Genomic DNA, 23254 nt, shown 5'->3' on the forward strand with positions numbered 1-23254 from the left:
CCACCAACAATCAACCACCAACCACCAACAAATAATAAATGTCATTTAATATTTCTGCTTGGTCGATTAAAAAACCCGTCCCGGTCTTGGTCATGTTTATGATCATGACCGTTGTTGGCTTAATGTCCTTTGGTCGATTGGGCATTGATTCTAATCCCAATATTGATATCCCGATAGTCAGTGTCACTGTCACCCAACCAGGGGCAGGCCCGGTAGAGTTAGAATCCCAAGTCACGAAAAAAGTTGAAGACGCGGTGGCGGGCTTGGGTAATATTGACGAACTGAGTTCAACAGTCACCGATGGGGTTTCTACCACGGTGATTAATTTTGTCTTGGGAACGGATACCGATCGCGCCACCAATGATGTTCGCAATGCGGTTTCCCAAATTCGTCAAGAATTGCCCCAAGATGTGAATGACCCGATCGTGCAACGGTTGGAATTTGCCGGTGGGCCAATTATGACTTACGCGGTGGTGTCGGAGCGGCGATCGGTCGAAGAACTGAGCGATTTAACCGATCGCACCATCGCCCGCGCCTTATTACAAGTATCTGGTGTGGCACAAGTCAATCGCTTAGGTGGATCTGACCGAGAAATTCGGGTGAATTTAAACCCCAAACGGTTGCAAGCCTTGGGCATCACTGCCACCGATGTGAATAATCAAATTCGGGCGTTTAACATTAACTTACCCGGTGGGCGATCGGACAGTGCCGGAGTCGAACGCAATATTCGCACCCTGGGGTCTGCCCCCACCGTGGACACCCTGAAAAGCTACGGCATTATCTTACCCAGTGGGGAGTCAGTTCCCTTGGAAAGTTTAGCGCAAGTCGAAGATGGGGTAGCGGAAATTCGCCAATCCGCTCGCTATAATGGTCAACCCGTAGTCACGTTCTCCGTATTGCGGAGTAGTGGCAGCACCTTAGTCAGCGTAGAAGAAGGGGTGCGCGAGGCAGTGGCGGAATTAGAAAAAACCCTGCCGGAAGATATTAAATTAGAGTTAATCTTTACCCGTGCCAACTCCATTCGCGAATCCTATCAAGCCTCCATTGATTCTTTGATTCTCGGATGTGTACTCACTACTATAACGGTCTGGATATTTTTACGAGATTGGCGAGCCACTTTCATTACTGGCGCTGCCTTGCCTTTGTCGATTATTCCCACCTTTGCGGTGATGCAAGCCCTCAACTATACCCTCAATGGGATGACCTTACTGTCCCTATCTTTAGCGGTGGGTAACTTGGTGGATGATGCCATCTGCATGATTGAAAATATCGACACTCACCTAAATATGGGCAAACGTCCCTTTCAGGCGGCCCTGGATGCCGCATTGGAAATCGGGTTAGCGGTGGTGGCGACCACCGCGACCATTGTGGCGGTATTTTTGCCCGTAGCATTTATGGGTGGAGTTCCTGGCCAATTTTTCCAACCCTTTGGGGTGACATTTGCCGTTTCTACCATGTTTTCCACCCTGGTCGCTACCACGGTCGTTCCCATGCTGAGTGCCTATTTGCTCAAAAGTAAACCCCTCGTAGGGGCGAAGCATTCGGGCAAATCATCTCTGAATCACAACCAAGAATTGACGCCCCGAATGCTTCGCCCTCTCTCGGAGGCAGGGGAGCAGAGGATCGCAGGGGCGGAGGAGTGTGGGAGTGTGGGAGTGTGGGAAGCCGCCATCGAAGGAAATTCCCCCTCTTCCCCCTCTTCCCCACACCCCACACCCTACACCCCACACCCTACACCCTATAAAATTCAGCCCTATCGATCGCTCCTCAGTTGGGCTTTGAAACATCGGATTACTACCTTATTAATTGCCATAGCCTTTTTTATCGGCAGTTTGCAGTTAGTCCCGTATATTCCTAAAGGGTTGTTTGACAACGGCGATATTGCTTTTAGTACCGTCAATATTGAATTACCTCCCGGTTCCACATTGCAGGATACGGAAACCGTGGCGCAACGGACTACGGCATTGTTGCAGCAACATCCAGCGGTTAATACTATTTTGGAAACCGTCGGCGGTGGTGGCAGCGATCGCGGTGTGAATAAGGGTGTCCTCTATGTGAATTTAGTGCCTAAGAGTGATCGACCCATGTCTCAAAAAGAATTTGAGCAGGAAATGCGATCGCAATTTACGCAAATTCCGGGCGCCCGAATTAGTTTTGCATCTACAGGTGGGGCTGGTGGCCAAAGCAAGGATTTATCCATTGTCCTCAAAAGTAATAATCCCCAAGAACTGAAGATGGCGGCGGATGCGTTGGAAATTCAAATGCGGCAAATCCCCGGATTAGTAGAGGTTTCCTCTTCCGCTTCTTTGGTCAAACCAGAGATTTTGATTAAACCCGACCCCAAACGAGCCGCCGATTTGGGGGTTTCCGTACAGGCGATCGCCCGGACTGCCTCCCTAGCTACCATTGGCGACATTGAATCCAACCTAGCCAAATTTGATTTGAGCGATCGGCAAATTCCCATCCGGGTGCAGTTAGCCCAGGAATATCGCGACAATCTCGAACTGCTGAAAAACTTGCAAATCCCCAGCCAGCGGGGCACTTTAGTCCCCTTATCTGCGGTAGCCGATATTACCCTGGGCAGTGGACCGGCACAAATTCAGCGCTTTGACCGATCTCGCCAAGTCACTCTGGCTGCCAACTTACAAGGGTTATCTTTAGGAGAAGCCCTCGAAGCAGTCCGCGCATTGCCCGCGATGAATCCGTTACCCTCCAGCGTAGAAGAACAACCTTCGGGAAATGCCGAAATTATGCAAGATATTTTCGGTCGTTTCTTAGGCGCACTTTCCCTAGCGGTACTTTGTATTTATGCCATTTTAGTCCTGCTTTACAACAATTTCTTCCATCCTTTCACTATTTTGGTCGCCTTGCCGTTATCAATTGGTGGAGCGTTGTTAGCATTATTAATTACCCAAAAAGAATTAGGGTTATTTGCCCTAATTGGGATTGTTTTGTTGATGGGATTGGTGACAAAAAATGCTATCTTATTAGTGGATTGTAGTTTGGCCAACCAAGAGCAAGGATTAAAACAGTTTAAAGCGGTGTTAGAAGCGGGTGTTTCTCGCTTACGACCGATTTTTATGACCACTATTTCTACTGTAGCGGGAATGATGCCCATTGCCTTAGAACTTGGCGCGGGGGGTGAGGTGCGTTCCCCAATGGCGATCGCTGTTCTTGGCGGCTTTTCCACTTCCACCCTACTAACTTTAGTGATCGTGCCGGTTTTATTCACTTATATTGATGGGTTCCAGCGGTGGTTTTTTGGTCTATTTACTGGTAAAAATCGGCGGCGTCGCTTAAAATCTGTAGCGAAAGCTAGGAAAAAACAGGTCAAACAGAATGCTTGAGTAGGGGGCGGGTTCATGCCCGCCTTTACCCAGTTGTAGTTGTAGTTGTAGGTTGGGTAGAGCGAAACGAAACCCAACCTCCGCTCCTTTGTGTCCTTCGTGTCTTTGTGGTGAATCATTCATTATTGAAGGAATAATTTATATTTTAAGTTGTAGCAGTTTCCGCTCCTTTGTGTCCTTCGTGTCTTTGTGGTGAATCATTCATTATTAAAGCAATAATTTATATTTTAAAATGATCAAATGGTCATTGTTTCCATACGACTAAAATTACCCCATTGACAATCAAACTCAAGCCGAGAATACGAGTGAGGGGAATGGTTTCTTTGAAGATAAAATAACCCAGTACCACGGCAAAAACATAGCTGAGGGCAGTACATGGGCCAACAATACTCAGTTTGACGCGGGTGAGGACTAAAATATAGGCGATCGCGCCCAAACCGTAGCAAGTCAAACCCACCATTAACTCTGGAATTGTCACGATATTTAATACATGAGTAAATAAATTACTCAGATTAACTTTTCCCAGTTTCAAAGCCCCAGACTTTAAAAAAAACTGTCCGGATACGTTAGCGATAATAGACATTAATAATAAGCAAAATTCGGCAAAATTCATAGAAATAAATATCTCTTTTTTTCGTGTTTTTTTGTGGTTACATTAAGCAAATAAATACCAAAAAACCACTTATTCGGATTAAGCAAAGAAACCGGGTTTTTGTTGTGCTAATGTAGGGGCGAATGGCCATATAGCCTGACGGCATGGGCTCCGCAAGGACGCCCCTATGTTGCCAAAAAGAAACCTGGTTTCTGATGAAATTATACCATTAATGCTTTGGTAAAGCATACGCCAGATAGACCATCCGTTTAAATTCCCTCCGACCGCGAGCCACTGAATCTAAAATTAACCCACAAGTTAAGCTTAAAAAAGCTAACAACATAATCGAAGCGGCCAAAATTGCCGTAGGAAATCTGGGTACTAATCCGGTTTCCAGAAAGGTGGCAATCACCGGAAAACCCAGTATCAAGGAAATGAGTGCCAAAACGATAGCAATGATACCAAAAAACAAGAAAGGCTGAATTTCTTTAAAAAGCAATAAAGCCGTTCCTAAGACACGAAATCCATCGGTAAAAGTTCTGAGTTTGCTACTTGAATCGGGATGTCTTTCTGTGTAAATCGTGGGTTCTTCCCCAAAGGGAATCCTTAATTCTAAAGCATGAATGGTTAACTCTGTTTCCGTTTCAAATCCACTGGATAAAGCGGGAAAAGATTTCACAAATCGATGGGAAAATACTCGATAACCGGACAGCATATCTTGTAGTTTAGCGCCAAACAGAAATTGCACGCAGCCGGTTAAAAATAAGTTGCCCGCCCGATGACCGGGACGAAAGGAAATAAAGTCCCCTGTGAGCGATCGCCTGATACCTACTACCATATCTAATCTTTCATTTAATAGACGTTGGATTAGTCGGGAAACTGCGGCGACTTCATAAGTATTATCCCCATCGGCCATAACATAAATATCCGCTTCAATATCCGCAAACATTCGCCGAATTACATTCCCTTTTCCCTTTTGGGGTTCAAAGCGGACGATTGCGCCCGCTGCTGCTGCTTGGGTGGCTGTATCATCCGTGGAACGGTTATCGTAAACATAAATCTTGGCTTCGGGAAGTACCGCCCGAAAATCATTGACCACTTGGGCAATGGTTAACCCTTCGTTATGGCAAGGGAGCAAAACCGCAATCTCCTTTTCTGTCATTTTTACCTCATGTAGGGTTGATTCGCGAATCAACCCTACAATATATTTGTGGTTCACTTGAATAGAAAGCGCTGTAGGGGCGAATGGCCATTCGCCCCTACATGATTCGTTGCATCATATCAAGGGCTGCTATTACTCAGGATGATTAGTGCTGTTTCATTTATTAATTTTCTGTAATATTACTTAAGAAAAGTTATTACAATATAGTAGGGGCAAAGCATTCGCGTAACAATCTTGGCGATTCTCCAATCAAATTTCAGCGCGGTAAGCTTTGCCTTTACGGTGGGCGATCGCCGTTCAGGAAACGTCCCGTAGGGAATCGCCGAAAAATCATAACCGTTGGATGAGGTGGATGCTTTGAAGGTTTTTAGTCAGTTGGAGCCGCACTTGCGCCGCAGCTTGTTAACCTTATTTGCTGCGGGCTTATTATTTTGGTCAAGTATTGCTGCTTTACTGCCCACGTTGCCTTTGTATATTCAATTCGTGGGGGGCAACAGCCAGCAAATAGGTATTGTCATGGGTTCCTTTGCCATTGGACTGCTGCTGTTTCGTCCCATGTTGGGGCGCATGGCAGACGATCGCAGTCGCAAGTTAGTCCTATTAATTGGCGTTGCGGTGGTAGCGATCGCCCCCTTGGGCTATCTATTTATCACATCCATTCCCTTATTAATGGTCTTGCGGGCATTTCATGGCATCAGTGTCGCCGCTTTCACCACCGGGTTTAGTGCCTTAGTTGCCGACCTCTCACCGCCAAACCAACGGGGTGAATTAATTGGCTATATGAGTTTAGTCAATCCCATCGGAGTGGCGATCGGGCCTGCCCTGGGCGGATTTATCCAAGCTGGTTATGGCTACCCGCCATTATTTATCACTTCATTTGCCCTAGGAGTCGTGGGGTTGTTTTGTGCCAACCAAATCACCGAAGTCAAAGGGGAACCAAAAGATAGCCATCTTTCCCCTCAGCAGCAGCCATCATTTTGGGGACTGTTGCTGACCGACCGACTCCGCATTCCGTTTGTGGTCATGCTAATGATTGGCTTAGTCTTCGGAATTATCAGTACCTTTATCCCCTTGTTCATCCAAGAGAGCAAAATTGACTTAAATCCTGGATTATTTTATAGCGCTGCTGCGGTTTCCAGTTTTAGCCTGCGGTTTGTTACGGGTCGTGCTTCCGATCGCTACGGTAGAGGACTATTTATTACCGCCAGCTTAGTCTGCTACACCATCGCCATGATCGTGCTCGGTTTCGCCCATTCACCCCATAGCGTGCTGGCAGCAGCGGTCATTGAAGGAGCGGGGGCGGGTACATTGATTCCGATGATGGTAGCACTAATGGCCGATCGCTCCTTAGCCAAAGAACGGGGTCAAGTCTTTTCTCTTTGTATTGGTGGATTTGATTTGGGAATTGCCTTGGCAGGGCCAATTTTAGGCTCTTTTGCCGATCTGTTGGGGTATCGGACTTTATTTGCGATCGCTGCTGGTCTAGCGGTGGCAGCATTAATCGTTTTCCTGACTCTATCCAGCAAAGACTTGCGACATTCTTTTAAGTTTGCGCTGGGTCGAGAAAAAGATATCTATGCTTTGAGCGAATAAACCTAACCATAAACCTAACAATAAAAAAGCCAAAACAATATAATGCTTTGGCTTTTATCAATTATCAATGATCCATAATCAATTATCCATTATCCATATTTCATCAATAGGGTTAGAGCTAAAATAGACAGATGCGACGATGTAAACCCAACTCTTTCGTTCATGGTTAATCTTTAGTGGCTGAACCCCGCAACTCGCTATCTCCTCGACATAGGTGAATACCTCTGGAGAATACGTTCGTAGGATATTGAGGCTACGGTTAATATCGGCATTAATGACTCGATTAGTAATTGTCGGTATTTCTGCCAGTCTAGAATTGCTCTTGCTTCGCCTTTGGGGAGTTTTTATGGTTGTCGATCGCCCGAATCAATTTTTCTGTTGCCTGTTGCCTGTAAATTCGGGAAATCTCTTTTTAAATTCATTAATAATATTCTGTTGTTTGCTAGTATCTAGAACAGAAAACAATACGGTTTTAAATTTATTGGCAAATTGACCGTTGGGTAATAAGTAATCGCCGAACATTTGAGCGACGATCACCGGGTCATTTCTAAAGACTCCACAGCCCCAAGCGCCTAATATTAGAACATCGCATTGATAACTAGCAGCTAAACTTAAAATCTTGGCACCGCGATCCCGCAATACTTCAGGGATTTTGTTCATATCTTCCGGTTGATTTCTAGCAATCATTCCCGCATTCGGGGCGGCACTGGTAATAAAATCAACCCGATAAGGGGTTTCTAATAAAGTTCCGTCATCTTTACGGAATACTGGACAACCGGGAGAATAAATCATCCGATTAGAATATAAAAGCGATCGATTAGCCCGATGAAATTCATAGTATTGAGGACAGTTTAAAAGGCTTGGATAAAGTGCGGAACTTCGGGCTAAACTTTCTTCTTGGGCTTAGGCTCCATTGAGAAATCCACCGCCCGGATTTTTCGCCGAAGCAAAATTCAGGACAGCAATTTTCCTGATTTGTTTTTCAGTGAGCGATCGCGCCATCCGTTCTGCACCCATCAGGGTAGTTTCATTTCTCACCTCAAATTCCGTGCTAGAAAATGCCCCTGGTTGGGATAAAACCTCTGTTTCTAAAGTAGATAAACTATCAGGATCATAGTATTTTGTGGCCGCGACACAAGCTGTTATATGATGACCAATTTTAATTTCTGTACCCTTGAGGTTCAGGTAGTAACCTGTTTTGAGAATATTCAGAGTATCTTGGGCGATCGCCTTTCGGTTCATAATGATTAGCTCCGATTTACAGTGACTAATTCAATGGTAGCCAATTCACTGACAACGGCACCGCGACCAACTCCCATCACATCTTTAATGGCGGGGGTAGGAGTCGAACCTACTTATTTCAGCTTCTGAGACTGACAAGCTACCGTAGCTTATCCCCGCATTTCATCAATAGCCCCAACGGGATTTGAACCCGTGTTTTCTGATCGAAAGTCAGAAATCCTCACCACTAGACGATGGGGCCTTTGTAATTGGCGCAAATTCTCCGAAGAATGAATCTTTTTAAAGATTTATCCGCAGGATTTGGGCTTTTTTTGGACGTAGCAGCAGTGAGCGATCGCTTTTTTTGGGTTTTGCTGGATTGGCTGCTTAAGCCGTTTGGCTCTCTCCTGTCCCTCACATTTATATACTACATTATATACTACATATTGTCAATGGGTGGGACGAAAAAATTTTTATTTAAAGAGTGCTTCTCTAGATATCAGGCTAAAACTCTTGTTTTATAAGGATTTAAATAAAGATTTATGAAAAAATACGCAGAGATTACAGGGTGAAAACGGCTAAAATGATGTAGTATGCGTAAGTACAGGTTGGCAATTTATATATTAAGTAAAGATTAAACCGTGAGGGGCGATCGCCCTAGATTTCCGTGGGACAATATGCTACAAATGAGGGGTCAGACCCATCAGGGTGCTAGGTCGATGAATAGAGACAGCACTCGAAGATCGGTGGCATCCACAAAATTTCTCAGTCACTTGTGAATGATTCACCCCAAGAGAGTTCTCAATTATGAATACTCACGCTCGCTGTACCCTGTCTCAGTTAACCAGTAGCCAATTGAATGTATTTTGAACAGTGGTCGAATTACTCGCGCCGATCAAAATGCGTTGCTGAAAATTTTTGCCTGGGAAAATCCCATGAGTAAAGAAGACCAAAGGCGACTTAAACAAGTTTTTGATAGTCTGGATATGGGGTTATTGCAAGTAATTGATTAGTGGTATGGCATCAGTTAAAGATTGAATCTGAGTGAGTCATAATGTTTGGTTTGGTATCCCTGATGAGCGATTGATTTCAGCTTTTTTATGACGATTCTTCTCCAGATATTTTTTGATATTTTTATAATGAGCAATTTTTTGGATTTTACCTGATGTGTTTTTTCAAATTTAATATGATTCAATATCCCAAGGGGCGCACAATGTTGTGCGCCCTTGATATTTTCTGGAAAATTTTGCGGTTTTTCGGAATGTAGGGGTCAACAGCCGTTGACCCCTACATGACGCAATTTTCTAGACGCAATTTTCTAGACGCAATTTTCTAGACGCAATTTTCTATAATTGCGATTTAATCGACTTCTTTGAGCAAAGATGCGCCGGTTTGAGCCTGTTCCCAGCATTTAAACAGATATAATTCCGTGCGATCGCTCATTACCGTGAGAAATAAACCCTCAGCCGTATGGGAATTAGAAGCAATCCAAGTCCCTTGTAAAGTGACTTCGATGTAATCTTCATCGGCAACAGACAACTCGATTTTTTCACTGTCATAACGCAGGGCCTCTGTATGAAGCACATTCACCAAAGGCAAATCTGCGGGCAGCAAAAACGACGCTTTGCTGGGTTCGACGAGGACACTTTGACCAACTCGCATAGCCAAAATAACTCGCCGCACAACTAACTGCTCCAGGGAGTCAGCCAGAAGCTCTAGGTTAAAGCCGGTTTCTGTATATGTAATCTTCAACATTTCCGGGTAGGGATTCTTTTCCTGTGAGAGTGCTTAATCTCTTGGCTGAGGGTAAAAAAACATTTCTCAGCCTGATAACTGCTGTTCCCGCCAAAAATGTTCGGCAAAAGCAACAGCGGGGTGGATAGGGGCGCGTGGTTTGGTTAACAGTGGCATTCCCGCTTGTTGCGGAGTGCGATCGCCCTTGCGGCAATTGCAAGAATTGCAAGCAGTGATGACGTTATCCCAAGTATGACTACCCCCTTTGGATCGGGGAATTACGTGATCTAAAGTTAAATTTTTGTGACTGCCACAATATTGGCACTGGTGACGATCGCGCCTAAGTACCTCTCGACGGTTCACTGGTGGCACTTTCCAGATCCGTTCATTCCCGGTAAAGGTTAAACGAATTTGAGTGGGTACTTGCATCACTAGAGAAGGCGATCGCACCGCTATACAGGTGCAGCCGATCTCCGAAGGGCTGAAATCCAAAGGTTCAGCTTTTCCGGTCACTAACAGCGCGATCGCTCGTTTAATATTGACCCGACTAATCGGTAAATAATTTTTAGAAAAAACCACCACCGACTTACTTAAGACGTCTGTTATCCCAGTCACGACTTTGCTCCTGATTAAAATAGCCCCCGCTTCACCAAGAAAGCGGGGGCTAGAGAATTTAAAGTCTTTTAAGCCTATACTGGCACAGCATAATTATGGCTGTACCTCCCGCGATATCTATTCAGTTGTGGTCTATCCAACCGATAGTCTTCGGTTGAATCTAAATTTTCATTAATCTCTTCTACAGCATTGACTGCTGTAAACAGGCACGATGCTCCCTGTTTCTCGCCACCGGGCTCAAAATGGCATATCCCCAGCATAGCGGTTGTCCAGATGCCATTGATGTCATCTAGACCACTGCCAAAGCTACTGGCGAAATGCCGTGTGAGTGAATAGGTGGATGAGTATGTCACAGGTTTCCTCGTTGAAAGCTACTACTTGAATCCTACAAAAAACATACTACACTAATAATACAGATATGTCTACCCATAAGAGGAAAAAATTATGTCCGCAATCACAAAAACCCCAACCACCGAAATGGAAGTCACCAGCATCCGTCTAGAGAGAGAGCTAAAAAACCAACTCAAAGCGATCGCCGGGAATCAAGGCTATCAAGCACTAATTCGGGAAGTGCTCTGGAAGTTCGTGCAGCATAAATCTGGAGATGTGAAATCTTACCTTTCGCGATCGGATATTCGAGCCAGCTTTGATGCTACAGCGCAACATGAGGAACGGTGCGCCATTACTGGCAAGATTATTCGACCCAATGAACCGATGTTACTTGGACTGACCGTGACCGGAGAAATGATACCCCTCAGCAAAGAGAGTTTAGCTGGCTAGGGCTGATGCTCCCCCGTGCCGAACGTCTGGCGATCGGGGGAGCCGTTTTGTCGATCATAGATTTCCGGCGCTTAAAATTGCCCGAACTGCCGCTAACAGCTTGCCATGACTAGACCCATTACTGCCAATCAAGCAGCCCCATTGGTTCACATCCTCGGAATCATAACTCAGGGGTTCCCCGTTGAGATGGGTTAATTTTCCCCCCGCTTCGGTGAGAATTAATTCCGGGGCTGCCAAGTCCCAATGTTTAGGGGCTGATTTTCCCGAAAAGGAAATATAAATATCCCCTTGTTGTTCCACGATCGCCGCAATGCGGCAACCAATACTGCCGATTTGATATTCTTGGCGACAGGGTAAAGTATGTAAGATTTTTTTAAATTCTGGGGTTTGCCGGTGTTTTGTCACTAAAATGGTTAAGTCTTCCAGGCGATCGCGCTGAGAAACTTGTAGCTGCTTCACCTCACCACTGCGAGTTTCTACAAAAGCCCCCATACCTTTTTGAGCATAATATAATTTCCCCGCTTCTGGAACCACGACCACCGCTAACATGGGTCTGCCTTCATAGACCAAGGCAATATGCACCGCATAGTAATCATTATGGTGAATAAAACCCCCGGTTCCATCGAGGGGGTCAATAATCCATAACCAGGAATTTTCGCCTTTAAACGCTTGATGGTGATCGGTTTCTTCGCTGAGATAACTAAATTCTTCCTGACCGAAGGCAATGCGTAATTTTCTTAGGATATACTCATTGGCCGCTAAATCCGCAGCAGTCACTACCCCATCTTTTTTTTGTTGAATTCCCAGGGTTAAATTCGCGGTTCCGTGATAGTAACCTTGCAGAATATCCGCCGCACCCCAACCAACTTGACGGGCGATCGCGCCGATTTGTTTTAGTTGTTCATCTGTCAAACCAAGCACGATATTATCCCTCAGAGAATTTAGCCGTTGGCTTTTGGCTGTTGGCTGTTTTATTCTACAGTTGAACATTGTATCATAGTTTCTCGATTGCCAAAGCAGAGGGGCGATGTAGCGATCGCCCCTCTGCTTTGATTTATTTAACCAGGCCGGTTATTTTCAACTGGCTATGGCTGAGGAATTAGCTGGCTTTGTTGGCTTTGCGTTTGCGAGCCGCAACTAAGGCACCACCACCGAGAACAGTTCCTAAGATAGTCAGAGGTTCTGGTGCAGCTTCGGAAACCATGCCGCCACCTTCGTCACCACCACCGCTGGATACTGGAGTGCTAGGAATAGAAGGTTCTTCGACAACCGCCGGTGGTGTGCTGCCACCAGTGCTAGGGGTCGTGCTACTATCATAGTTACCAGGGATAGCAGCGCTGCCGGTTTTGCTGCTTTCAGCACGGCCATTAGAGGTATTGCCAACACTCATCAGACGAGTACCAATCATGTCAGAGCTAAAGTCAGCGAGGGAAACCCCAGAGAGTTTGAATGTAGCAGTTTGATAGTCGTCTTTGCCGCCTTTGAGACCTTCGGAGCCGATTTCCACCCCTAAGTTGAAGCTGGCTTTCATGCCGTTTAGATCCGCACTGTTGCTAACTCCGCCCTTCGTGGCATTGCTGGCACCGCTGATACCTGTCACCGGGCCACCACCGGCACCTCTGACACTGACTCCACCGGCATTGGGAAGGTTAAACCAAACAGCCCGCAAGTCGCCAGTCCATCCTGCGGAACTCGGTACGACGTTAACTTTGACTTCTACTCCTCCGTTGACTTCTTTTAAGTTGACGCTGACGGTGGGATAGTCTTGGGTATTCGAGTTGGTCTTGTCGGTGAGGGTCAGGGTTTTTTCAGCGGCTTGGGCTGGCATGACTGATAACATGGCAGAGGCGATCGCCATCGTTCCAGCAAGTACAGCACCTTTAGATGTAAAAAGTTTAGTGGTCATCATGGTCATTTCTCCTGTTCTTTGGTAGCGAATCTCAATGCGTGAGTAGTTTTCTAACGGTGGAGGGTGTTATTGCCTAGCATCGGTGTTGTTGTAGAACTACCACATTGCCGAAGATATATTTTTCACCCTGAGAACATCTGGAGCCTGATAAAGAAATCCCTGGACATCTAAAATAATTAAAGAGCACACCCGTTAACAGTCACCTGGTTATTTTTATTTTAAGCAATTGCTCCAGATAGTTCGTTATTTATCTGATTTGCTTCATTTCCTCCGATCATAGCAACATTCATCGGGGTTTGGCAAGGGGTAATCTCGATTTTTACAAAAAAAATATAATTCCTTGATAATTGTGAAAATTTCTGAAAATCTTTAAGTATTGTGCTCAGTAGCGATCGCCTTAATGCTTAATTAAATTTTCTGCCTTCGGTTTATATACCGACTTTTTATTCCGTGATTATACGGATATGATATCAATGATTTACGGAGAAAATTTTTAATTTTTTACTAAAAAACATTTTGATAGCTTTTGTTTCACATAGCTGGCAATCAGGCACTCTGTCACAATCATCCTATGATCCATCAAAAATGCAACCGTAAGGGCGCGAAACCTTTTCGTTCTTAGGGCGCAACCATTGCGCCCCTACGCCCAAATCCTTATTTTTACGGAGACGGTAAAAATCCAATCAGGCCAGACGATCGCTCCTGAGTAGCCCCTGAGTGGTCTGGCCCCCTAAGTATAAAACTTACTTGAGAAATTCCAGGCAGAGTTGCCGGAAATGATCCCCCCGTTGCTCAAAATTTTGATATTGATCAAAACTGGCACAAGCGGGAGAGAGTAATACTACCTTAGCTCCAAGTTCTTGAGCCAATTGAGCCGCCCTGGGAACAGCACGATCCATTGTGCCAACAATTTCATAACGTTGATGGCCAACTTCTTGCAAGCGTTGGGCAAATTGCGCGGCGGCATCCCCAATTAATAACACTGCTGCGGCTTTGGTTTGAATGATTCTGTACCACCCCGTATCATCCCCAGTTTTGGGATCCCCACCGGCAATGAGAATCACTGGCGCTGCTACGGATTTTAACCCGACTTCGGCGGCGTCGTAGTTGGTGGCTTTGCTATCATTAATAAACTCAATGCCTTGCCAAGTGGTAATCAGTTCTAAGCGGTGGGGGACTCCGGGGAATTCCGCAATGGCTTGGGCGATCGCCTCTTTTTTGATCCCCGCCAAACTAGCGGTAGCCACTGCCATCAGCAAATTTTGTTGATTATGGTCGCCACACATTCGCAAAGCATCAGCCCGGACGATTTTTTCTCCTTTAAATATCACCCAGCCATTTTCAATATAAGCGCCCTTTTCTGGATCGCCTAATAGGTGACTTTTTCCCTGGGTGCTAGTCCAACAAGCATCGGGCCAACGAGTAGCTAAATGTTGCCGTAAATAGGGGTCATCGCCATTAATTACCCGATACTCAGACCGTTCTAATAGAGAAGCTTTGATGTTGAAATAGTTCTCGATAGTATAGTGGCGACTCAGATGATCGGGAGTTAAGGTGGTAAAAACGCCAATTCTCGGCGCTAAAGAATTAGAAGATTCAATTTGATAACTGCTAATTTCCGCAATCATCCAATCAATCGGTTTCACCGATGCTGATTTTTGGGGATTGACCGATTCCCAAACCAGTTCACAGGTGGCATAGCCGATATTGCCACAAGCCGGGGCATTAAATCCAGCAGTTTGGAAAATAGCCGCAATTAAAGCTGTTGTGGTGGTTTTGCCATTAGTGCCCGTGATACCCACCCAGGGGGCTTGGTTCAAATTACGCCAAGCGAGTTCCATTTCGCCAATAGTTTCAATGCCCATTTCTCGCGCTTTCACCAGGGGAGGAATATCCCAAGGAACTCCGGGACTGACTACTACTAACTCCAGGGATTCATCTGGGGCGAAAGTATGGTCTAAATGCACTTCAATGCCAATGGCAGCGAGTTGTTGTTGTTGTTGGCGCAAACTGTCAGAATTGCCGCGATCGCTCACGGTGACTTGCCAAGCTTTTTGTTGCAATAACTTCGCTGCGGCAATTCCTGATTTTCCTAAACCGATGATATGGGCTTTTGACATAGACGGGATATTTGATGAATGAAGATGACTGATGAGCAGCCGACGGAGGTTAAAACCTCCGTCTCATAGCTCAAGTCCATTAAAATGGACTGAAGCGAACAGTTTAAGATAATTACAGTCGTCTTTAGAGGACTTACAGCAATTTTCTCCGCGAATAAACCACAAATTTTTGTAGGGGCGAAGCATTCCGGCAGATAATTTATTACTTAGAATATTGTACAGGCCCGCGCATTCCGTAGGGGCGAATGGCCATTCGCCCGTACAAGGGCGAATGGCCATTCGCCCCTACAATATTTTAAGCAATAAGCTATCTACCGGAATGCGCGGGTCCCTACTGCCGGAATGCGCGGGTCATACCGTGGTTTAGTAATCTGAAAACCGCTGTAAGCTTTTAGCAGGGGGTTTATAGCCCCCTGCGGGTGATGACTGCGGGTGAGGACTGCGGGTGATAACTGCGGGTGATAACTGCGAGTTATGAGTGCGAGTGTTGCTATCTAACTTTTAACGATCGCGCCAAAATCTGCTAAAACACGAGCATGATTCCGCAATAATCCCAAAAGATTTAAGCGGTTGCGTTGAATTGCCGGATCTGAATCCATCACTAGGACACTTTCTGGGCCATCAAAAAAGTTGCTGACCGTTGGGGCAATTTCTGCTAAAGCATCGACTAATTTTTGATAATCTCGTGCTTCACGGGCGGCTTGGGTTTTGGGAACTAATTGCACCAGAGAATCATAAAATTCTTGTTCAGAAGATTTTTGGAATAGTTTGGGTTCGATCGCTTGCTTAGGTTCTAATTCAATGGTATCGAGTTCTCCTTGTTTGGCTAAACGGGAGGAACGGTTTACGGTTTCATAGATATTATTTAGGATGCCATTATTGCGGATAGATTGCAAGAATAAGGCGCGATCGCGCAAATCCAACAAATCTTTTAATCCCCGTTCCGTATATTCTGGGTCATTTTCCCCTAATACCGCATTCACCAAATCATAATCAACTCCGCGCTCTTCTTGCAACAGAGTTCTAATCCGTTGTAAGAAAAAGTCATACAATTGTGACAATAAATCTGGGGAAGTATCGGGGTAAATTGTGCTAAATTCACAGGCGGCTTGTTCTAGCAAATGATATAAATTAAGGGGTAAATCTGCCGCCCAAATAATATTCACGATCGCCGTAGCTGCCCGACGCAAGGCAAACGGGTCGGAAGAACCAGTAGGCAACATTCCCAAGCCAAAAATACTGACCAATGTATCCAGTTTATCCGCTAAAGCGATCGCTTGCCCTGTGATAGTATCTGGCAAACTATCACTAGCGCCCCGTGGCAAATAATGCTCAAAAATTGCCGTAGCTACTGCCTCGGTTTCCCCAGAAATGCGGGCATATTTTTCACCCATCACCCCTTGCAATTCAGGAAATTCATAAACCATCTGGCTGACTAAATCCGCTTTACAAAGTAATGCAGCCCGTTGGATATCTTTAGCTTTTTCGGCGCTGAGGGATAATTGATCTGTAATGAAACTGGCAATTTTGATAATGCGGTTGACTTTCTCCCGCACCGAGCCTAATTTTTCTTGGAAAGTGACAGTTTCTAACTGGGCAACATAACTTTCTAAAGGTTTGGCGATATCGGATTTGTAGAAAAACTGGCCATCAGCTAACCGGGCTCTAATTACTCGTTCGTTGCCATTAGCAATAATTGCTGATTTTGCCGGATCGCCGTTAGAAATGGTGATAAAATAAGGGAGTAATTCTGTAATTTGCTTACCCGTTTTATCTCCATTTGTCTGATTTTTTAATACCGGAAAATACCGCTGGTGTGTCACCATAACCGTAGTAATTACTTCCGGCGGTAAAATTAAAAAGTCGTCGTCAAATTTGCCGATGACCGCTGTAGGCCATTCGACTAAGTTGGTGACTTCGGTGAGTAAATCGGCGGAAATTTCCGCAATGCCACCGACGTTTTCGGCGGTGGCTTTGACTTCCGCAATGATTTTTTCTTGGCGTTTTTCTGGGTCTACTTCAATATAAGCTTGCCGTAAAGTTTCGGCATAATCTGCGGCGTTAGCAATTTCCACGGGTTGAGGATGAAGGACGCGATGACCGCTAGAAATGCGATCGCTTTTGAGAGTTTCTGAGCCATTTTCTATGGCGATCTGCAGAATTTCTCGGTCTAATAATGCCACCAACCAACGCAACGGGCGAGAAAATCTTAAATCCCCATTTGCCCAGCGCATAAACCGTTTGCCTTCTAGTTTGTTAATCCATTGGGGGACGAGTTCCGTGAGAATTTCCGCTGTAGTGCGTCCGGTAATTTTTTTGTTGACAAAGACAAAATCGCCTTTGTCCGTGGGGCGAATTTCTAAGTCGCTTAACTCGACGCCCTGTTTGCGGGCAAATCCTTCGGCAGCTTTGGTGGGTTTCCCATCTTTAAAGGCTGCTTGGGCTGGTGGGCCTTTAATTTCTTCTTCGCGATCGGGTTGCTGGGTGGGCAAACCAGAGATTAAAACGGCCAAACGGCGCGGGGTGCCATAGACTTGGGTGGCTTCGGGGGTGAGAAAGTTTTCTGCCAGAGTCCCCGGAATGAGCGATCGCCACTGAGAAATCGCCGGTTCGACAAAACTTGCGGGTAATTCTTCTGTACCGACTTCTAATAAAAATGTAGTCATATTCGATCGGGATAACCGCTTGGGGTTTAAGGTTCGTTAGAATAGTGTACCGTGGCTTGATGTTTCACAATTCTACAGGGACAAATTTTTCCTAGTGGGGCGGGTTTCGGGGTGCGATCGGATTTCCAATCCGATATTGATTTTTTTGTCAACAAATTTAGGGTGGGCAAAAGTTTGCCCACCCTACGGACTCAAGGTTGTTTATTAGAGTTATTAGTTATGAGGGACTGGTAACAGTTTTAACATATCCACATTTAAGGATTTACAGAGGACATTAAACTTGCCAAATAACCATTTTAAATATTTCGATATCCCACTACAAAAACGGTATAATTATGTCATTTATTGCTTAGTATGCACGGTTCAAAACTCCACCATTTTATAAATATTCTGGAGCTATATTAAGTATTAAAAAATGTAACAATTACTTGAAAATCACCATAATTTTTCTTAAAATATAAATTAATGGTGGTTTTAAATTTAGGAAAAATTCGCAGAGAGTCACGAATATGCAAAAAAGTATTCAGCTAAATTTATTCGAGCCTTTATTAGAGATTCCCTACCATTCTCCTGACATTCCATTTCAACCCAAAAAAACCGTGAAGGCGATCGAGCTGTTTGCCGGGGCAGGGGGTCTAGCATTAGGATTAGAAAAAGCTGGCTTAAAAACCCAGTTTTTAGTAGAAATCGATAAAGATGCCGTGGCTACTTTACGACACAATCGACCTGATTGGCATATTATCCATGATGATATTTCTAAAGTTTCGTTTAAACAAATGTCGGCAGATGTAGTTACAGGAGGATTTCCTTGTCAATCATTTAGTTATGCCGGTAAAAAGCTAGGGCTGGAAGATACCAGAGGAACTTTATTCTATGAATTTGCTCGATGCGTTCAAGAAATTAAACCCAAATTATTCTTAGCGGAAAATGTCCGGGGCTTAATCAGTCATCAACAAGGGGAAACTTTAAAAATTATTTTAGCAATTTTAGAGTCTTTGGGTTATCAAGTTCAATATCGATTGCTGAATGCAGTGAATTATGATGTCCCCCAAAAGCGAGAAAGAATTATTATTGTGGGGACTCGTTCCGATCTAAATGTTCAGTTTTTTTATCCTGAACCTTCTCAAAAAATTCTCACCTTAAGAGATGCTCTAAACAATGTTCCGCCCTCCGCAGGAGTCAAATACAGTAAAAAGAAAGCAGAAGTGTTAAAATTAGTGCCGCCGGGGGGATGCTGGAGAGATTTACCGGAAAATATCCAAAAAGAATATATGATGAAAAGTTATTATTTGGGTGGGGGTAAAACTGGGATGGCACGTCGGATTTCTTGGGATGAACCGAGTTTAACTTTGACCACTTCTCCTTCTCAAAAACAAACCGATCGCTGTCATCCCGACGAAACGCGACCTTTTACCGTCCGGGAATATGCCAGAATTCAAACGTTTCCTGATGATTGGGAATTTATGGGAGGGATTACATCACAATATAAACAAATCGGAAATGCGATTCCGGTAAATTTTGCCTATCATTTAGGACGCTCAATTATATCCGCTTTGACAGGATGTTTTGGCGAAAAAATTAATCGAGCGTTTTTTAATTAATTCGAGTCAAAGTAAAAGTAGGGTGGGCAAAATTTGCCCACCCTACGGGATCAACCGAATTTATTGATCGGAAGATGTGTCATTTTCGTGTTCCCCATTACAGTGTTCTTCACAGTTATCGTGACAGTTATTGCGAAGTTCAGTGTTAAAAGGGTTGTCCTGTTTAGTTAAGGAAACTTGAGCGCTGGCAGGTTCAACGACGAATCCCCCGAAGCTAAACCCAGTGGCGATCGCGCCACTCACCGCCGTTAAAACGATTTTAACTAAAGTCGCTTTCATGTTAGACAAACTCCTAAATCGATATTTTAAGCATAGAGAACAAAAATGAAATCAGGATGAAATTGCGATCTTCAGGTAAAAAGCGATCTACAAACGGGATGATAGAAATCGGGTTTCTTTTGGGGATATTAAAAGTTGTCTTCGCAACCCACAAAAGAAATTCGATTTCTTTTTCCCTGTCACCAGAAAGCGAGACTGCCTCTACAAATCTCCTCATTGAGGCGATTCCCCCCCGCCGAAGAGGGGGCAAGCTTCGGGATCCGCTTCGCGGAATCGCAGAAACCCGTTGGCTGACCCGACCAATATTACCGACCCATCGGCATTCATCACCCATCCGGTAGCTTCCACAATGGGGGGACTAGAAACCCGGTTTCTTGAAGAAACCGGGTTTCTTGAATAACTTGAAGAAACCGGGTTTATTGAATCACCCCGGTTGGTTTGACTTTTGTCCTCTATTTCCAGCGATCGCAAATCCTGCCAAACTGTTTGACCCCACAGCATTTCTGTGGGACTTTGGGGCAGACCACCGCGTCCGACGATATAAAACTCATTGTCTTGATTGGCAACACAACCGGAAGTAATTCGATCGCTCGGATCAACCAAAGCTGAGGATAATTCTACCAATCCTGCGGCTGGGTTGGCATCGGGATTATTAATTTCCACGGTGCCATCTACCCCCAACTCAGAACTAGCGGTAATATCGCTTTTAGGGGTTAAAGTAGGGCGAAACTCTGAGCCAAAAATGCCCCGACTGGTAATGTTAATATTGCCGCCATTTCCGCCTACCGCATTGGCGATAATATCGCTATTTTCTAAGGCCACAATTATATCGGCATTAATGGTTAAGTTGCCGCCATCCCCGATATCGCCTTTGGCTTCCACATTGATTTGACTGCCGTTGCGTAAACTTAATAAATCACGCACGTTAATTTCTACGTCGCCGCCAAAGCCAAACGCTGTTGTGGCATTAATATTTCCGCCGCTTTCTAAATTGAGGCGATCGACATTTATTTGCAGCCGTCCTGCGTTGCCAGTTCCTTGATGGTCTACGCGGATTTGTCCGCCGTTGGCGATCGTGAGGCGATCGCTATTCACCGTTAATTCTCCTGTCTTTCCCGTAGGAATTGGCGCAGCAAAGAAAACTTGTTGAATATCTTCTGCCCCCGCAAAAGCATCCGCACTTAGGGAAGAAGGAATGCCAAGACTTGCCTTGCCAGAGATGAAAATATCCGCAGCATTGATCGTTGAATTTCCGGCATTTCCCGCACCCACAGTCCCCGCAGCAACACTCCCTCCGTCTTGCAAAATCAGACGTGGGGTATTGATGACTAAATATCCAGCTTGCCCCAGACCAAAGCTTTGGTTGCCGATTAAACTGAGAATGTTCGGCATCAATGAACTGTAACCATAAATTTCAATTGACTCAGACGCATTAACGGTCAAATTACCACCGTTTCCCGTTCCCGAACCGGGCAGCGGTTCCCCTAATGTAGAGGTGGAAAACAGTCCGACATTTAATATTTCTGCGCCTTCAAGAATTCGCATTTGTCGAGTTGAGATATTCACATCCCCCGCATCCGCTCGGCCAAATGTTAAGCTGCCAATTAAGGTAATATGATCCAGGGCTAAAGGACTAATTCCAGTTAACTCAATGGTGTCGGCATTGATGATGATATCTCCTGCATTGCCCGTACCACCTTCGGGGACAGAAATGCCAACTAATTCCATTAAAGTTCGCGAACTAATCTGTGCCCCGTCAGAAAGGTTAATTTTGCCCGTTGATACTTGAATATTACCGCCGTTTCCCGAACCAAGGGCGATCGATGTAATCCCACTGTCAGCTATGGGGAAAAGCGGGTTAACTCCTCGACTGGCGATCGCGTCTGTGGCATTAACCAAAATATCTCCACCCTTGCCACTTCCTTGAGTCCAAGAAAACAAAAATGCCCCATCTCTAAAACTTAAATTTTCCGCTGAAATATTCAAGTTTCCTCCGGCAGCTTGCCCTGATGTATAGGTGGCAATTCCACTGACAAATATAGGATTAAATGGCAGTGAATTTTCAGCGGTTATCCCTTGGGCAATCACGTTAATATTGCCACTATTGCCGGTAGCTTGTGACCCCGCTAAAGTAGCAATTTGTCCCCCAGATAAAAAAGTCGCTTGTTTGGTAGCAACGCTGATATTTCCTCCAGCACCACTGGCAAAGTTTTCGCTAGAAATCCGACTATTGGTATTTTGTTCTAGCCAAGTTTCTGGATCTATCGCCTCTAAGTTGATTTCTCCTAAATTAAATCCGGGCGGTAAAGCAAATCCGTCAACTATCATTGATTCCGTAGCTTCTACCTGAATATTGCCTGCGGTTCCCGCCCCTTGGGTTAAAGTCTGGATTCTTGCCCCATTATTAATCGATAAATTCGCAGATTTTACCTCAATATCTCCACTATTTCCCGTGGCATTAGGTGCTACTTGGTTGAGAATCCACGCACTAAAAGGAAAAGCAGATATCGTTCCGCCTAATGATAACGATTCTGCCGCATTAATGGTAATTTTTCCACTGTTAGCATCTCCATTAGTTAGGGAGACAATTTGCGACCCCTCTAAGGCAATATTTTTACCTGTAACGGTGATTTGACTCAGAGGATTATTCACCACAGCGGGAGAAAATATGGCGGAACGATTCGCTAAATTAATATTGGCAAATTCATTGACTAAATCATAGTTAACGACTAATCCAATCGGAGTTGGCATTATTCCCACGGTGCCATTTGCTACGCTGCCGATTTGAATTATTCCCGATGGGGCAGTGACAATTCCTCCGTTAAAGTTAATCCCATTTCCGATTAAGGCGAAGGTTTGACCGGGGGCAACGGTTAAGCCTAAATTATCGGTGGGGATGATATCAGTAATGCCGGTGCCATTGACAGAAATTGCTGCCGAATTTTCTCCCATTTGTAACCCAATGGGCACATTAACAGATAGTAGGGGCAATTCCCCCGTGGTTGCCCCCGTTTCGCGAACCTCTCCTACATTGGCAGGAAATTCTCCATCGGGAAATAACACGCTATTAGCGGTACTGCCAAAGAAAGAACCACCGATCGCTAATCGGGCATTGTTGCCAAATATTAGCCCATTGGGGTTAATTAAAAATAAGTTGGCGGTGCCATTGGCACGAATCAAGCCATCAATATTAGATAGATTATTTCCGGTGACACGAGTCAGGATATTTTGAATGTTGAGGGCATTGTTAAACAACACTTCGGTGCCGGTATTCACGGAAAAATCCGAGAAACTATGAAATAAGTTATTTCCGGCTGCGGTGCCTCCGTCAATTGTAATTAAATTGGCTTCAGGGGTGACGATACTGTTGTTGGGCAGAGTGCCATCAGGGATAATTTGAGCAACAGCGATAGCAGGCCAAAACCAGGGGCATAATAACAAGACAAACCAGAATCGCTTTGATTCTAATATTGGTTTCATATTCAATCTATTCTTTAATCTCATCAGGGATACGCGATCGCTTTTCCGTAACACCCTGAAAAAAAAGCGATCGCTGCGATCGGGCATTTTAACTAATATGCATGATTATAGCGGTAGCAATGCGGATTACAGAAGTTTTCTGGATTCTAGCGGGC

The 23254-nt window shown here is 44.9% G+C and carries 15 protein-coding genes, 2 tRNA genes and 1 pseudogene; 5 read left to right on the top strand and 13 right to left on the bottom strand.

Going from position 1 to position 23254, the window contains the following annotated elements:
* Positions 1-38 precede the first annotated feature (38 nt).
* Positions 39-3347, top strand: a complete 3309-nt coding sequence (locus tag ABWT76_RS04215) for an efflux RND transporter permease subunit (protein WP_354635688.1) — start codon at positions 39-41, stop codon at positions 3345-3347.
* 244 nt (positions 3348-3591) lie between these two features.
* On the opposite strand, the gene ABWT76_RS04220 is transcribed toward ABWT76_RS04215, so the two are convergent.
* Together ABWT76_RS04220 and ABWT76_RS04225 are read right to left on the bottom strand one after the other, a co-directional pair.
* Positions 3592-3960: an EamA family transporter gene (locus tag ABWT76_RS04220; RefSeq protein ID WP_354635689.1), complete on the bottom strand. Its 369-nt coding sequence runs from the start codon at positions 3958-3960 to the stop codon at positions 3592-3594.
* Between the two features lie 208 nt (positions 3961-4168).
* A complete protein-coding gene (locus ABWT76_RS04225) occupies positions 4169-5101 on the bottom strand; it encodes a glycosyltransferase family 2 protein (protein ID WP_354635691.1) in 933 nt (310 codons plus the stop codon).
* 357 nt (positions 5102-5458) lie between these two features.
* On the opposite strand from ABWT76_RS04225, the gene ABWT76_RS04230 reads away from it, so the two are divergent.
* A complete protein-coding gene (locus tag ABWT76_RS04230) occupies positions 5459-6694 on the top strand; it encodes an MFS transporter (RefSeq protein WP_054467743.1) in 1236 nt (411 codons plus the stop codon).
* 366 nt (positions 6695-7060) lie between these two features.
* Here ABWT76_RS04230 and ABWT76_RS04235 read toward each other — a convergent pair.
* From ABWT76_RS04235 to ABWT76_RS04245, 3 genes and pseudogenes are all read right to left on the bottom strand, one after another.
* Positions 7061-7936: pseudogene (locus tag ABWT76_RS04235) on the bottom strand (TIGR02452 family protein).
* A gap of 88 nt (positions 7937-8024) precedes the next feature.
* Positions 8025-8095, bottom strand: a tRNA-Leu gene (locus tag ABWT76_RS04240).
* Positions 8096-8105: 10 nt separating this feature from the next.
* Positions 8106-8177: transfer RNA gene (locus ABWT76_RS04245), tRNA-Glu, on the bottom strand.
* Positions 8178-8781: 604 nt separating this feature from the next.
* Between ABWT76_RS04245 and ABWT76_RS04250 the strand changes: the two genes are divergently transcribed.
* Positions 8782-8928 carry a hypothetical protein gene (locus ABWT76_RS04250; RefSeq protein ID WP_156331872.1) on the top strand — a complete coding sequence of 49 codons (147 nt, stop codon included), beginning with the start codon at positions 8782-8784 and terminating at the stop codon, positions 8926-8928.
* Positions 8929-9274: 346 nt separating this feature from the next.
* On the opposite strand, the gene ABWT76_RS04255 is transcribed toward ABWT76_RS04250, so the two are convergent.
* Positions 9275-9670 (bottom strand): alr0857 family protein, encoded by a 396-nt coding sequence (locus tag ABWT76_RS04255; protein ID WP_054467693.1) that lies wholly within the window; start codon positions 9668-9670, stop codon positions 9275-9277.
* Between the two features lie 66 nt (positions 9671-9736).
* On the bottom strand, positions 9737-10264 hold the full coding sequence (locus ABWT76_RS04260; protein WP_054467695.1) for an HNH endonuclease: 528 nt from the start codon (positions 10262-10264) through the stop codon (positions 9737-9739).
* Between the two features lie 444 nt (positions 10265-10708).
* Here ABWT76_RS04260 and ABWT76_RS04265 point away from each other — a divergent pair, with 444 nt between their 5' ends.
* Positions 10709-11044, top strand: a complete 336-nt coding sequence (locus tag ABWT76_RS04265) for a hypothetical protein (RefSeq protein WP_054467697.1) — start codon at positions 10709-10711, stop codon at positions 11042-11044.
* A gap of 54 nt (positions 11045-11098) precedes the next feature.
* On the opposite strand, the gene ABWT76_RS04270 is transcribed toward ABWT76_RS04265, so the two are convergent.
* The 4 genes from ABWT76_RS04270 to glyS all read right to left on the bottom strand — a co-directional run bounded on the left by ABWT76_RS04270 (position 11099) and on the right by glyS (position 17739).
* Positions 11099-11965, bottom strand: a complete 867-nt coding sequence (locus ABWT76_RS04270) for a 3'(2'),5'-bisphosphate nucleotidase CysQ (protein ID WP_054467744.1) — start codon at positions 11963-11965, stop codon at positions 11099-11101.
* Between the two features lie 178 nt (positions 11966-12143).
* The gene (locus ABWT76_RS04275) at positions 12144-12953 is read right to left on the bottom strand and encodes a PEP-CTERM sorting domain-containing protein (RefSeq protein WP_190879943.1); all 810 of its coding nucleotides are present in this window, start codon (positions 12951-12953) and stop codon (positions 12144-12146) included.
* Between the two features lie 743 nt (positions 12954-13696).
* Positions 13697-15073 carry a UDP-N-acetylmuramoyl-L-alanine--D-glutamate ligase gene (gene murD, locus ABWT76_RS04280; RefSeq protein ID WP_354635692.1) on the bottom strand — a complete coding sequence of 459 codons (1377 nt, stop codon included), beginning with the start codon at positions 15071-15073 and terminating at the stop codon, positions 13697-13699.
* A gap of 494 nt (positions 15074-15567) precedes the next feature.
* Positions 15568-17739, bottom strand: coding sequence for a glycine--tRNA ligase subunit beta (gene glyS, locus ABWT76_RS04285; protein WP_354635693.1), 2172 nt, complete (start codon positions 17737-17739; stop codon positions 15568-15570).
* Positions 17740-18248: 509 nt separating this feature from the next.
* Here glyS and ABWT76_RS04290 point away from each other — a divergent pair.
* A complete protein-coding gene (locus ABWT76_RS04290) occupies positions 18249-19340 on the top strand; it encodes a DNA cytosine methyltransferase (RefSeq protein WP_054467709.1) in 1092 nt (363 codons plus the stop codon).
* A gap of 60 nt (positions 19341-19400) precedes the next feature.
* Here ABWT76_RS04290 and ABWT76_RS04295 read toward each other — a convergent pair whose 3' ends face one another.
* Both ABWT76_RS04295 and ABWT76_RS04300 read right to left on the bottom strand, forming a co-directional pair.
* The gene (locus ABWT76_RS04295; protein WP_054467711.1) at positions 19401-19619 is read right to left on the bottom strand and encodes a hypothetical protein; all 219 of its coding nucleotides are present in this window, start codon (positions 19617-19619) and stop codon (positions 19401-19403) included.
* 213 nt (positions 19620-19832) lie between these two features.
* Positions 19833-23099, bottom strand: coding sequence for an S-layer family protein (locus ABWT76_RS04300; RefSeq protein ID WP_354635694.1), 3267 nt, complete (start codon positions 23097-23099; stop codon positions 19833-19835).
* Positions 23100-23254 lie beyond the last annotated feature (155 nt).

It is taken from the genome of Planktothricoides raciborskii GIHE-MW2, from assembly GCF_040564635.1.
Classification (GTDB): domain Bacteria; phylum Cyanobacteriota; class Cyanobacteriia; order Cyanobacteriales; family Laspinemataceae; genus Planktothricoides; species Planktothricoides raciborskii.

What these genes read in the sequence shown, in the direction of transcription:
- ABWT76_RS04275 (WP_190879943.1), bottom strand. Translation starts at nt 12,953, where the DNA reads ATGATGACCACTAAACTTTTTACATCTAAAGGTGCTGTACTTGCTGGA.
- ABWT76_RS04225 (WP_354635691.1), bottom strand. Translation starts at nt 5,101, where the DNA reads ATGACAGAAAAGGAGATTGCGGTTTTGCTCCCTTGCCATAACGAAGGG.
- ABWT76_RS04295 (WP_054467711.1), bottom strand. Translation starts at nt 19,619, where the DNA reads ATGAAAGCGACTTTAGTTAAAATCGTTTTAACGGCGGTGAGTGGCGCG.
- ABWT76_RS04300 (WP_354635694.1), bottom strand. Translation starts at nt 23,099, where the DNA reads ATGAAACCAATATTAGAATCAAAGCGATTCTGGTTTGTCTTGTTATTA.
- murD (WP_354635692.1), bottom strand. Translation starts at nt 15,073, where the DNA reads ATGTCAAAAGCCCATATCATCGGTTTAGGAAAATCAGGAATTGCCGCA.
- ABWT76_RS04220 (WP_354635689.1), bottom strand. Translation starts at nt 3,960, where the DNA reads ATGAATTTTGCCGAATTTTGCTTATTATTAATGTCTATTATCGCTAAC.
- ABWT76_RS04265 (WP_054467697.1), top strand. Translation starts at nt 10,709, where the DNA reads ATGTCCGCAATCACAAAAACCCCAACCACCGAAATGGAAGTCACCAGC.
- ABWT76_RS04290 (WP_054467709.1), top strand. Translation starts at nt 18,249, where the DNA reads ATGCAAAAAAGTATTCAGCTAAATTTATTCGAGCCTTTATTAGAGATT.
- ABWT76_RS04255 (WP_054467693.1), bottom strand. Translation starts at nt 9,670, where the DNA reads ATGTTGAAGATTACATATACAGAAACCGGCTTTAACCTAGAGCTTCTG.
- glyS (WP_354635693.1), bottom strand. Translation starts at nt 17,739, where the DNA reads ATGACTACATTTTTATTAGAAGTCGGTACAGAAGAATTACCCGCAAGT.
- ABWT76_RS04215 (WP_354635688.1), top strand. Translation starts at nt 39, where the DNA reads ATGTCATTTAATATTTCTGCTTGGTCGATTAAAAAACCCGTCCCGGTC.